The organism is Fortiea sp. LEGE XX443, assembly GCF_015206815.1.
GTDB lineage: Bacteria > Cyanobacteriota > Cyanobacteriia > Cyanobacteriales > Nostocaceae > Nostoc_B.
In genome coordinates, this window is record NZ_JADEXZ010000004.1 from 23,191 (window position 1) to 36,200 (window position 13,010).

Genomic DNA, 13,010 nt, shown 5'->3' on the forward strand with positions numbered 1-13,010 from the left:
TGATTTATTTCACGCAGAGATGCCGGGGGCTTTTTATTCAATTGCTTTTGATTCTTGTTCTTGTAAAATCAAATTTGTTAAAAATGGTGGTTCGTTGTTAGTTGGTAATGCTTCAATTTGTGTATCGTCTTTTGGTAGCCAATTCAGAAATGTCAGTGGTAATAAGGTGCTGAGATTTGTGATGATTACCAAAATCCATAGTGAGTCGAAATTACTTTCTGTGATACCCAACCAGTGCATGATAATGGCTCCAACTTCATAGGAAACCATACCTGCTAAGTTGAAAACTGACATTAATAAAGCAAATAAAGTTGCTTCTACTCCAGGAGGGCAAAGTCTAGCTGCTAATACCAACACTGGCATGTAGGCAATTTGTCCCATAACGGTCAAGATGAGGCTGTCTCCTAAACTAAACCAACGGTCATCTATACCTAAGTCGCGGTTAGTATGAGTTACCAGCAGTAGCATTGTCATCCCTAAAATGGCTGAAATAACGGTACTCCAACCAAAGATGACGCGAAATGGGACACTTTTCAAAAAACGTTGAAAAATCCAAATGCCCATCAACGAGGCTAGACTTGTGACTAAGCGGACTCGTCCCAAAAATTCTGGTTCAAAGTGCAGTTCGTTAGTGCTGAAGTAGAAGAAGGCTGATTCAGCTGTTGGGGTAGCTTGCAAGATAAAGACGAAAGCGGCTGGTAGCCAAATTGTTTTTTGGCTGACTGCTTGACGTAGCTGCTTGAGTTGATGCTGAATACTTAGAGGGTTAGCGTTATTACTGTCGTTAGTGTTTTTGTTTACAGGAGTTTCAGCGATTAACCAAGCTACTCCTGAAACAATGAGGGGAAAAGTTGCAGTGATTAAAAAGATTGTGCGGGTGGTGAAATGTTCTAAGAGCATCCCGCTAAAGTATGCTGTAACTAAACCTCCGAGGGCAGATGCACCCCAAGATAGGGATTGCAGTGAACCCGCATCGGCTTGGGATTCTTTTCTGGCTCGTTCTACTACCAGTGAGTCAACGATGACATCACTAACTGCGATCGCAAGTGAACTGAGAGCGATCGCCATTGTGGCTGCCCAGCTACTATGAACTACTGTAGCCATACTTACCCAGGCGATCGCTCCCAGTATGCCGGACAATATCAAGTACGGACGACGACGATAGCCGAAAATGGGTAAGCCATCAGACATAAAGCCAAAGACTGGCTTGATCATCCAAGGTAGGGCAACGACTCCCAACATTGCCGAGACTTCAGCCGGACTCAGCAATAATTCATCTTTGAGGAAAAAGCTTACTGCTAGACGCGCCAGCCCTAAAATTCCTTGGACAAAGTAGACGCTAAGAATAGCAATTAACTCGGCACTGGGTTCATGGCCGAAGAAGATTTTTTCTTTTACTGAATCTTTGACCTTGGACAAGCCAGAGGAGTCAATGAGCATTTGATAAATATTTTTTAAGTTTTGTCTACTTTTCTATAATATCGAGAAAATCTGAAGTGTGAAGTCTGAAGTGTGTAGACGCACTTTGCGCGGCTTCCCGAAAGGTACGGGAAGCAAGCGTTCGACTGAACTCACGCCAAAGTCTACGCGTAGCGTCTCTGACAGGAGAAAGGTACATGAATTATGAAACTATTGACTACTGACCATGATTAATTTATATAGAATGGCGATCGCTTTTAGTGATAAAGATGTAAATTGAATCATCACAATATGTTCGTCAAGATCAAATTTTTTGATTACTTTAGCGTAAATATATTCTTCTTCTGTAATTAATTCTGAGTCTATTAGTAATTTGAGTTTAAGATTATTTGATAGTTCTAATAAATTTGGCGATCGCAGTTGTGCTACTTTTTCAGCAAGGCTAATCAATTCTCCCTGAAACACAGTACCAACGGCATGTTTACCTTGGCACAAGGGTTGCCGACAATGATTACCTATAGTGGGCGGAACGCCAACGCCTGGTTAGATACTCTTCCTTATTTCATCTACTTCACCAAACTTATCCTCAATTGCGCGAACGGTGAGTTACATATAACAATCTTATTTTATAGTGAAATTGAGAAAGCATCTAGGTATTTTAAGAAAGCAATCAAGCTTTTTGTTGACAGCAAACATCAAAATGAGTACGCGATCTACTGAAATGAGAAAGCGTTTTGACATTTTGAGAAGGCATTTTGGCATTTTGCCTGCGGAAAACACCAAAATGAGTAAGCATTTAGGCATTTTGAGCAGGCATTTTGGTATTTTGCTTACTCAAAACAGTAAAACGCGCAAGCAATCAGGCATTTTAGTCAACTGCCCCACCCACAAGGAGATGCGGCTTGTAACTAACCGAAACAATCGGTTGAAACATACGGGTAATTGACCGTACCCTGTCTCCCCGGCACAGCCGAACTGTTTGTAGGGAGAAGAATTTGAATCCATTTCACGAGAGTGAATACAGATTCAATTATTTCTACCATCACCGACAAACCACTTTTTCTTATTCTTCAACAACTGGTGTTGCATTTAAGAAATGTCATGTCTCAGGTAGATAATCGTATTTTACCAGAGTCCCTGACTCGCTTACATCCCCACCCATAAAGGGATGGGGTTTTACGCTCGATCAATAAAGTTTTCTTAAAGAGAGTTAAGTTAATGGCATCTCGCACACTGTAAGACGCAAAATATACGCAAAAGCGCTAAAATATTGCATAAAGCAATACATGATGTGGTGTATGCTCAAGCGGCTTTGGCAGTGGCTCAAAAGATTGTTGCGGCGTTTATTTACTCGTCAACCTGTGTCTCCTCCGGAGCGGGAATTGAGGAGAGAGGAACTACCCCAGTTAACAGATGCGGAGTTGAGTGTTGGGGAAGTGGGAGATGTGGCGGGTAATAGGGGGTTGCTGGAGGGGGGAGAAACGAACCGCAGAGACGCTGAGGACGCGGAGGAGGGAGAGGCGGAGGTTTGGTTTAATCAAGGTTATGAACAATTGATGGCGGGAGATTATGCAGGTGCGATCGCATCTTGGGACAATGCCCTCAAAATTAAACCAGACGACCACTTAGCATGGTACAACCGGGGTGTGGCACTGGCTAAATTAGGGCAATATGAACAAGCGATCTCATCTTACGATAATGCCCTCAACCTTAAACCAAACGACCACGAAGCATGGGACAACCGGGGTGTGGCACTGGCTAAATTAGGGCAATATGAACAAGCGATCTCATCTTACGATAATGCCCTCAAAATTCAACCAGACTTCCATGAAGCATGGGACAACCGGGGTGTGGCGCTGCATAATTTAGAGCAATATGAACAAGCGATCTCATCTTACGATAATGCCCTCAAAATTCAACCAGACTTCCATGAAGCATGGGACAACCGGGGTGTGGCGCTGCATAATTTAGAGCAATATGAACAAGCGATCGCATCTTACGACAACGCCCTCGAATTTCAACCAGACTTCCACGAAGTATGGCACAACCGAGGTGTAGCACTGGCTAATTTAGAGCAATATGAACAAGCGATCGCATCTTACGACAACGCCCTCGAATTTCAACCAGACTTCCACGAAGTATGGCACAACCGAGGTGTAGCACTGGCTAATTTAGGGCAATGGGAACAAGCGATCGCATCCTATGACAAAGCCCTCGAATTTCAACCAGACGACCACTTAGCATGGTTCAACCGAGGTGTAGCACTGGCTAATTTAGGGCAATGGGAACAAGCGATCGCATCCTATGACAAAGCCCTCGAATTTCAACCAGACGACCACTTAGCATGGTTCAACCGGGGTGTAGCACTGGGTAATTTAGGGCAATATGAACAGGTGATCGCATCTTATGACAAAGCCCTCCAAGTTAAACCAGACTTCCACGAAGTATGGCACAACCGGGGTATTGTCCTATGCGATCACTTACATCGATATAAAGAAGCCATTACATCTTTCCAAAAAGCTTTAGAATTTCAACCAGACTTCCACGAAACATGGTACAACCGGGGTGTAGCACTAGGTAATTTAGGGCAGGATGAACAGGCGATCGCATCTTATGACAACGCTCTCAAATTTAAACGAGACTTCCACCTAGCTTGGTTAAATCGAGGTAATGCAGCAGGATATTTAGTTAGTTGTAATGAGTTCTTAGCTTTCTCTAGTCCCATTGCTAGACAAAATTCTCACCTTAATCGGCGTGGCTATGAGGGTGCATTAGCAAGCTATCAGGAAGGTTTGAAATATTGTCAGGAAGAAACTCACCCGGAAGGTTGGGGATTGCTACATCAAGCAATAGGTAATGCTCACTACTTTAGAGGAAGAGGAGATTCTTATCCTCGTAGCTATTGGCGAAACGCTGTTAGAAGCTACAATGAAGCACTAAAAACTCTCACAGCCGCAGATTTCCCTGAGTTGCATCTGGGAGTTTTGCAAGATTTAATTCGCGTGCATTCAGATTTGGGTGAAACAAATGAAGCTGTAGAACTCCAGCGGCAGGGAACAGATGTTTTACGGCGTTTGCTGGATGAACCAAATCGCCCTGATAAGAACAAAAAACAACTAACTTTAAAATTTGCCTGGCTTCAGCAGTTAACTGTTGATTTAGCCATACAGTCTGGGGAGTTGGTGCAAGCAGTTGAATTAGCAGAACAGGGAAAAAATGCTTGCTTAAGTTGGCTTTTGGATGGGTGGAGTGATGAGATTTCCTCGCCCAGTTACTCACAAATGCGACAACTGTTAAACCCTACAACAGTTATTGTCTACTGGCATCTTAGCCACTACGCCCTACACACTTTCATTCTAAAACACGACACACCAGAACCAATTGTATTAGGAGAATGGCAATTGGTTGAAGAAAACGGTGTGATCAGACAAGCGCAACGCCTGCGAGATTTTGAAGACTGGCTGAAAAATTGGAATGAACAATACGCTGATTATCCCAAAGGTAAAAAAGGTGAAGCAGCCGCAACTTGGCGTGATAATTTGCCGGGAATGCTTGATGAGTTGGCTAATATTCTCAATATTCCTGCTATCTTGCAAGACCTAACCCCCCAACCTCCTTCCCTACAAGGGAATGGGGAGAATAAAATCAAAGTCCCCCTTTTTAAGGGGGATTTAGGGGGATCAGATGATTTGCATATACACGGTAGCCTCGCAGAAGAGAGGTTCAAAATCATCTTAATTCCTCACCGAGATTTGCACCGCTTACCTCTGCACGCACTGTTTCCGCCGGAATTTACTATCAGTTATTTACCTAGTGTCCAAATCGGATTGATCCCCCCAACCCCCCTTAAAAAGGGGGGCTATGAATTATACCAGCTACTTAGTATTGAACATCCCGAAAACACATATCTTTCACTGGAGTTTGCCCAAATTGAGTCGCAAGTCATCAGTTGTATGTTTACTAACCCTACTCGCATACGTTCTCAGGAAGTAACAAAAGCAGCAATGATGAGTGCTTTGCCCCAAGGTTACAATATCTTCCACTTCACTGGACATGGTGCATACAATTTCCACAATCCGGCTTTGTCTTTTTTGGCGTTAGCTGGTAAAGATAAGCTGACTTTGGCAGATATCCGCCATTTTGATTTGACAAGCTATCAACTCGTCAGCCTCGCAGCTTGCGAAACTGCGATTACAGGTAATCACACCATCACTACAGAATATGTGGGACTTGTTAGCGGTTTTATGAGTTGCGGTGTGGCTCATGTTGTCAGTACATTATGGACTGTAGAATCAGAACCTAGTGCAGTGATGATGATGCGGTTTTATCAACTGTTGCACCAAGGTAATTCTGAGGCGATGGCTTTAGCTGAGGCTACCCAATGGTTGCGCTACGTTACAAATGCTGAACTTGCAGAATGGTATGCAGCAGAAATCGACAAATTGCCAGAAGGTGGGTTGCGGCGTTTATGGTTAGCTCGTTTAAATAATCTTAAAAATCAACCAAAACCTAGTAATCAACCCTATAATCACCCTTATTTCTGGGCAGCTTTTACCATTACTGGCAATTTTTTATCATGCAACCAATAGAAGCCTTTGAATTAAAAGCCTTTATTTTATCGCTATACCAAATTAATTCACCATTACCAGATGATATTCAAGCACAGCTAAAAACAATAAATATTCCTGGAGATATTGATCAACTATATAGAATTGCAAATAGCTATCCTCCCCTAAAAACAGTTTACGATCAGGTTTATGAAAATATGGCAGGTATTGCTAAAATTCGCAGTAAAGGCGTGGAAAGTTTGCCTCAACATGTACCAGATGCTATAAATACCGAAATTGACAACGCTTCTAGAGAAATTGAAGATGAACTAGTCAAGTTTGACCAAGAAGTTGATCAAAATAAATTAATATTACTATCTCAGCAAATTTTTCAGGCGTTAAATCCTGTGAAAGCAGCGAAAGAAGTTATCGCCACCATTCTTTCTTTATGAATCATAATTATCAGTTAATTTATCCCACGCTCGATTTATTTCTATATGACCTCAAAGCAGGTTTGGGACAAGATGAGGAAAAAGTTAACCAAAATCGTCAACTTTTTTGGCAGAAAGTTTATGGTAATCAATTAGATAATAAAAAACTAGCAGAACTCGCCCAAGCTGAAACAGATAGTTCAGATTACTGGGAACTACTGGGTCGTAAAAAAGCTGAAATTTTCCCAGCACCTTTAAATGGATATTATTATCCTGTGCAGTTGGGAGATACTTATGCTTTGCAAGTAGACTGTACTGCTAACTACATAACTGATTATAAATACTCTCCACAATCGATTGATTGTTTTTCAAAACTACAAACAGAAATTCTTGCTAAAATTAACCACCAAAATGGTAAACTTGGTCAAACTTGGCTAATTTGGGGTCAACTCGCTACAGATAATCAAGACCCAATAGCTACAGCAAAAGAATGTTATAACCAATTAAAATTCAATTCTATACAAAATCGGCAACAAGATTTTATCGTTCAAGGTTTGTTTTTTGGTGGAACTGTATTTGAATTGCAGCAAATTCCTACACCAGCGCAAAATTTGAGTGATGGTTATCATGTTTTAATCTGTTTGTTTCCCTATCAACTCAAAACAGATGCAGTCAGAGAAGTTAGTAGCAAATTATATCCGCAATTAATTCAATTGCTAAGATGTCGCCATAAAATACTTTGGGCTGACTCTCAAAGTCGGGAAATTAAAGATAATTTAAAACAAGCAGCTAAACTAGCACAAACTACTATAAATAATTTAAATGCCAGCTTAAAAAATCCCGGTATTCAAATTAATAAAATCGAAAATTTTCTCAAAGAAACACCAGAAATTTTATTAAAGTATACAAATAACCTAGCTTATTTAGACGACCAGCGACGCACTATTGAGATTAACATTAACAATTATCAAAAACGCTATCAAGAACTTTGCAAGTTAGATAGTAATAGCGATTGGGAATTTTTACAAATATTCAGTAACTATGCTAAAGAAAAGTTTGTAGCACAAATTGAGGCTGACCAAGCTAACTTTAGCCCAAATTTAACATTAATGGAAAATTACATTAAGACTGTACAAGGCATAATTGAGATTGAGCGGACTAAAAGCGATCGCACCCTCAATACTACAATAGCGATCGCAGGTATCGGACTCGCCACCAGTCAAATCGCATCTTCAGTCTTGGTGGCTCAATTTCCTCCAAATAGCAAAACACCCTTTTTCCTCACAACAGCCTTTGGTTTAAGCGTTTTCGCAGGCTTGCTCACCAGTATAATAGCCTGGATATTGCTTACCAAAATTCGCCGCTAAATATTGGCTCTCCTAATGGTGTAGTTGTGGAGTGTAATATGTTTACGCAATCAGCAAATAAACTTAGTGTATTTGTACTGTAAAAATATTTGGTCGTCAAGTTTTCTGTTTATTGAGACTGATTTAGTAGAGTAATTTTATTTTTTAATGTATGCAAAACTGCATTTTACAAATTTAATTATTTGCTGTAAACAAAATAACAAATCAAGCTAAATATATGTTATGAAATCGAGAGAAAAAAATATATTAAATAAAATTTTTATTTTTTTAATTGCCTATGATGTAAATAGGTAAATCAATGATATTGGGAGCGATTATGCCAAAACGTGTAATCAAAGAAGTCAATAGTTGGTTTGAACGAGATACAATTGTTACCAATTTAGAAAGATTTCAAGACTTTATTATTATCTCTCTCTGTCTTGGTTTATTTTGTGTGATGCTGATTAGACTAGGAGACATGTTTCTCTCCTTTTTACATCCCTTAGATTTACGAGAAGTAACATCTGATATTTTGTTTATTTTGATTCTCGTAGAGCTATTCCGTTTACTAATTGATTACCTACAATCTCAACAAATATCAGTAGGAGCAGCAGTAGAAATTACTATAGTTTCTGCATTACGAGAGGTAATCTTGCGCGGTGTACTGGAAATACAACAAAATCAAATTTTCGGAATTTCTGCATTTTTATTAGTATTGGCAGTAATTTTTATTGCTTTACCTTTAATGTCTCGCTTTTTTGAACAGATTAATCCTGCAAATCATGAAATATTACCGAAATCAACAGAAATATTATCCGATGGAACTGTAACTTCAGAGTAACTGGGCGTTGCTGAATAAAGAGATGAATTGGTTTATATAGGTACAGCGACATTTAAAAAAACTCCTTGCTCAGTTAAAAACTCAAGCATTGTTAACTTGAAATATGCACAAATCTGGCTAAACTTTGGGATGTTTAGCCCTAAATGCAGCTAAAAGCTAATTAATGTATTATTTACTATAAAGTAAAGCGATACGTAAGCAGTTAATGATTTTTTCGGTTTGTCAAGATACCATCATTACACAATAGTTATTATTCTTAATAATTGAACATTTTATTTTTTGGAAGTCCCTGATTTTCCCTATTTATGCAACGCCCCAAAAATCTGTGACCTCATATCCTAGTTCTGCCAACATTTGTCGTAGTAGAGGTAAACTCAAGCCAATCACGTTGCTGTGACAACCTTCAATTTTTTCGACAAACAAACTACCAAAACCTTCCAAAGCAAAAGCGCCAGCACATTTGAGAGGTTCGCCTGTAGCCACATAAGCTTGGATAGCGCGATCGCTCATTTTTGCAAAGTAAACCTTTGTTACTTGGCACTTTACTAAAGTACGATTTTGTGATGTGTCAATCAACACATGACCAGTGTACAAGTCGCCAATATTATTTTGCATTAATTGCCAACGAGCGATCGCTTCTGCTGCATCTGCTGGTTTGCCATAAATCTCGCCATCGATAGCTAAAACTGAGTCGCAACCCATAATTAAAGCTGATTCAAACTGCGGTGCTACAGTTTCCGCCTTCCGTTGAGCCAGAACTTGGACTAATTTTGCAGGTTCACTCAGTTGGATTTGCGACTCATCAAAATCACTCGGTCTAACTATCGGTTCAATACCAACAGTTTGCAGCAAGCGGCGGCGTGCTGGAGAAGCAGAAGCTAGTACAAATTCAGGAATTTTCATGAGGTTTGCTAATTGGGTATTAAAAGTAAAAAGGTAAAAAATACTTTTGAATTTTACCTTTTTACTTTTGATTTCTCACCCACTCCCAATTTCTAATTAATACACAGTGAAAGAATCTACAACATTTTCCATAGTTCGTTTAACCCTCGACCAACGTTTTTCGGGAATAGAGGCGTTGAAGGTAAACAGCTTACCACGGCTAACAGCAACACTAGCGATGTTATGCCGTTGTTGTTTATCAGGAAGTTTCACCAGATACTCTAATATATAGTAGGCTTTACCTTCTGTTTCTTTCTCTCGTGCATCAACCAATTCGGCTGTCCGACCAGAATCTGAAGGTGCAAGGGCTGCTTTTCCCAATTTATACCCAACTTCAGTAGGAGCGCCTAGTTCTTTTAAAGTTTTACCTTCAGGAACGGGACTAATAACTACAGAGACATTTTCAGATATTTCTATCAAATCATGGAAAACAACATCAGGGCCATTGGCAACTTTAACTGGTAACCAGCCGTTGGGATATGAAAACTGATAGCCATCAGTAGTATCTACATAGCTTTTGAATCCAGCCGCAGCCGCTACATCAGGATTACTCAAGCTGAAGCTCAATATTAATAACAAAATAAATGCAATTCGTTTCCACATTGTTAAAGATTCCTTTGGGCTGGAAGCAACACAAACTAAGGGTTATTGATCGTTTTCATTGTCCCATCAACTGGGTCGCAGCGGATAAGGTATCAGATGAGGAGATTAGTTACCTATGCTCACAACTATTGAATTGCGCTGGTTTTACCCTGGTATAATACCATCAGAGATTGAAGACTGGTTTCCACAAAACTGTTCACCAGAAAAACGAGAAGACTGGTATCTTTATGCTCCAGGATGTGATTATGTGGGGATTAAATTGCGACAAGAACGCTTAGAAGTTAAATGGCGCAAAGCAGAATTGGGCATACTGCGTTTTGGGGAATTGGTCGAAGGTCAGGGAGAAAAATGGGGTAAGTGGATGTGTAACGATTCCACAGGAGAAAGTTTTCAACCTGCAATGGTTTTTAATAGTTCTGTTTGGGTGAAGGTTCAAAAAGTGCGCCGTTTGCAATATTATCGAATTTTACCAGACTCTTCATTGCAAGCTGTTTCTGCCAATGAAAGTATGGATAACGGTTGTAGTGTGGAAATTACCCAATTGCTAATTCAGGAGCAAACTTGGTGGAGCCTTGCAGTGGAAGCTGTTGGAGAATATACCCATCTGCTAGAAAATCTCCGAGTAACAGCAAATTGGGTATTCAATAACTATCAAGGGACAAAACTCATAGGTGCAAATTCTTATGCTTATCCTCATTGGCTAGAACTTGTTCTGGGTAACCAAAATCACCCTACAGGGTAGTGTAATAGCCATTATTCTTTTGTCTTATAGCAGGTGACAGGGAACAGGTGACACTTCGGCATGGTTCGACTGCGCTCACCAGCCGCTCAGTGACCGCATGTGACAGGGTTAAAAGTCTTTTAGTGCATGAGTTTTATCATTGGCCGATGTCCTAACTGTCTTGGCTACTGCTATAACTAAACAATCTGCAAAACCACAAGTGTCATATCATCAGTGTTTTGTCTATCAGCACCAATAAACTGCTGAACTTGGTTAAATAAATAATCTACAATTTCTTCTGGCCCATTGCAATACCGACAAGCGGCGCTGAAGGCTGCTACAAAATTTTCTTCATCGAAGCGATCGCCACTAGCGGCCGCCGCATCAGTCAAGCCATCTGTATAATAAATTACTGTATCTCCAGGTTCTAACTGTGCCTGAGCATCTTCATATTGGCTATTAGCATCTAAACCAATAAGCATCCCTAGAGTATCTAAACGGGTAACTGTTTTTGTTGCTGCGTGCCACCATAAGGGAGGATTATGTGCCGCATTACTGTACGACAAAATGCGATTTCTGGGATTGTACTCTGAATAAAACAACGTCACAAAGCGGTGAGAATTTTCTAAATCCGCATACATGACTCGATTCAAATTTTGCAAAATTCCAGATGGGGAATTGCCATGTAATACTTCACCCCTCAACATTCCCCGCATCATTGTCATGATTAATCCAGCCGGGACACCTTTCCCCATCACATCCCCAATCACAAAACCCCAACGACTGGTTTCTGGAGAAATTCTACTGATTAACTGCAACTGATTATGATTGGTAGGAATGAAGTCGTAATAGTCGCCACCTACTCGATTAGCAGGTTTACAACGCGCAGCTAGTTCTACACCAGGAATATTAGGACATTGACGTGGTAGAAGTCGCCTTTGAATTTCTGCTCCAATTTCTAATTCTTGGTCTAGGCGTTCTTTTTTCCTCAGTTCTACAGCTAGTTCATCATTTTCAATTGCGACTGCTGTTTGGTCTGCGACTAAGCGCACTAGTTTTTGTCTGGTTTCTGTCCAGCTATAATCTGGATCACGGCTTAAGACGTAGAGCCACCCTCGTTCTGTATGCTTGACTAAAATTGCCGTGCCAAATATTTGTACATCTGGCCCCAAATAGCGGTGCATCTGATCGTCTAAAATCCCCGTAGAATTTGCTAGAGGGGTGCCATTGGGTAGCAATGTAATTTGACTGCTTGCTGTTTCTAGCGCTTTGCGGATATTTTTGCGCTGGCGACTATCCTGCCAGTGTAGCTGCTCTAATCTGACTTGACCGTTAGGTTTGTAGAGAAATAAGGCACTACCATCGGCATCTGTTACCCTCGTTGCCATCAACGGAATTAGTTCTAAAAACTGATTCAAATTATTGAAGCTTCTGAGGGCAAATCCTAAAGAACTCAGTAAATCTTGAATTTTGTTCTGTTCTCGGTGTAACCTGGCGACGAGTTCTTTTAGTGCCACGACTGGTGTGACATCCGTCGCGGCACTGTTATTACTATCAGTAGGTTGAAAAGGCACTTGAGACACAGGCACAGATACTATCCAGTTAAGAGTAATAGATTGTAGATTACTTAATAAATTTTTTGAGAAAAATATTGCTAAACCATATTGAGACAAGATTTGTCAATTTAGCAAGAGTAGAAAGACGTAGGGTTTAGCTAGAAAAAAGTATGGCATTTGCTGATTTCGTTTCTAACTAAATACAGATCGTGTATTTTTACTGAAAAAATGATTAGCATAAATCAGTAACTTCCTCTATTGCCTAGAAAGCTTTTCAGTATTAGGGAAGTGGATTAGCAAATCATACATCATGAAACATAAAATTCCTTAATTAATAAATAAATTTTCTCAACTTTTTTAAGTTTTTATTGTCTTAGAAAAAATCGACAGATACTGAACTAAACGATAACTGAAACTTTTAAGTTAAAAGTTTCATCTGTTGTTGTAGTTTGAGCAGTTTTCTAACGTCTAATTTATCTCCAGAGAATATTAATGGATTCTTAAATTAGGCAACTTCATACTGTAGTCCTCAGTTAGACCAGCTTGTTTAGGTTGTTAGAACAGCAGTAGTGAAATTTTAGCAGGGTTCGCCTTTGCCTAGTCA

The 13,010-nt window shown here is 40.1% G+C and carries 11 protein-coding genes; 6 read left to right on the forward strand and 5 right to left on the reverse strand.

What is annotated here, in order from left to right; genetic code table 11:
* Nucleotides 1–33 precede the first annotated feature (33 nt).
* Together IQ259_RS02880 and IQ259_RS02885 are read right to left on the reverse strand one after the other, a co-directional pair.
* Nucleotides 34–1,440, reverse strand: a complete 1,407-nt coding sequence (locus IQ259_RS02880; protein WP_193880571.1) for a folate/biopterin family MFS transporter — start codon at nt 1,438–1,440, stop codon at nt 34–36.
* Between the two features lie 189 nt (nt 1,441–1,629).
* Nucleotides 1,630–1,914: a hypothetical protein gene (locus tag IQ259_RS02885; protein ID WP_193880574.1), complete on the reverse strand. Its 285-nt coding sequence runs from the start codon at nt 1,912–1,914 to the stop codon at nt 1,630–1,632.
* 519 nt (nt 1,915–2,433) lie between these two features.
* On the opposite strand from IQ259_RS02885, the gene IQ259_RS02890 reads away from it, so the two are divergent.
* From IQ259_RS02890 to IQ259_RS02910, 5 genes are all read left to right on the forward strand, one after another.
* Nucleotides 2,434–2,583 carry a hypothetical protein gene (locus tag IQ259_RS02890; RefSeq protein ID WP_193879959.1) on the forward strand — a complete coding sequence of 50 codons (150 nt, stop codon included), beginning with the start codon at nt 2,434–2,436 and terminating at the stop codon, nt 2,581–2,583.
* 134 nt (nt 2,584–2,717) lie between these two features.
* Nucleotides 2,718–6,008, forward strand: a complete 3,291-nt coding sequence (locus IQ259_RS02895) for a CHAT domain-containing protein (RefSeq protein WP_228014329.1) — start codon at nt 2,718–2,720, stop codon at nt 6,006–6,008.
* Nucleotides 5,996–6,418 carry a hypothetical protein gene (locus tag IQ259_RS02900; RefSeq protein WP_193880577.1) on the forward strand — a complete coding sequence of 141 codons (423 nt, stop codon included), beginning with the start codon at nt 5,996–5,998 and terminating at the stop codon, nt 6,416–6,418. Before IQ259_RS02895 ends, IQ259_RS02900 begins: the two co-directional genes overlap by 13 nt.
* On the forward strand, nt 6,415–7,764 hold the full coding sequence (locus IQ259_RS02905) for a hypothetical protein (RefSeq protein WP_193880580.1): 1,350 nt from the start codon (nt 6,415–6,417) through the stop codon (nt 7,762–7,764). Before IQ259_RS02900 ends, IQ259_RS02905 begins: the two co-directional genes overlap by 4 nt.
* 316 nt (nt 7,765–8,080) lie before the next feature.
* The gene (locus IQ259_RS02910) at nt 8,081–8,584 is read left to right on the forward strand and encodes a phosphate-starvation-inducible PsiE family protein (protein ID WP_193880584.1); all 504 of its coding nucleotides are present in this window, start codon (nt 8,081–8,083) and stop codon (nt 8,582–8,584) included.
* Nucleotides 8,585–8,887: 303 nt separating this feature from the next.
* Here IQ259_RS02910 and IQ259_RS02915 read toward each other — a convergent pair whose 3' ends face one another.
* Together IQ259_RS02915 and psbP are read right to left on the reverse strand one after the other, a co-directional pair.
* Nucleotides 8,888–9,487, reverse strand: coding sequence for a nucleoside triphosphate pyrophosphatase (locus IQ259_RS02915; protein ID WP_193880587.1), 600 nt, complete (start codon nt 9,485–9,487; stop codon nt 8,888–8,890).
* Between the two features lie 96 nt (nt 9,488–9,583).
* Entirely contained in the window at nt 9,584–10,129 is a 546-nt protein-coding gene (psbP, locus tag IQ259_RS02920; protein ID WP_193880590.1) for a photosystem II reaction center PsbP, read from the reverse strand.
* Between the two features lie 115 nt (nt 10,130–10,244).
* Here psbP and IQ259_RS02925 point away from each other — a divergent pair, with 115 nt between their 5' ends.
* A complete protein-coding gene (locus IQ259_RS02925) occupies nt 10,245–10,871 on the forward strand; it encodes a hypothetical protein (protein ID WP_193880593.1) in 627 nt (208 codons plus the stop codon).
* A 176-nt stretch (nt 10,872–11,047) separates the two neighbouring features.
* On the opposite strand, the gene IQ259_RS02930 is transcribed toward IQ259_RS02925, so the two are convergent.
* The gene (locus IQ259_RS02930) at nt 11,048–12,439 is read right to left on the reverse strand and encodes a PP2C family protein-serine/threonine phosphatase (protein ID WP_193880596.1); all 1,392 of its coding nucleotides are present in this window, start codon (nt 12,437–12,439) and stop codon (nt 11,048–11,050) included.
* Between the last annotated feature and the right edge of the window lie 571 nt (nt 12,440–13,010).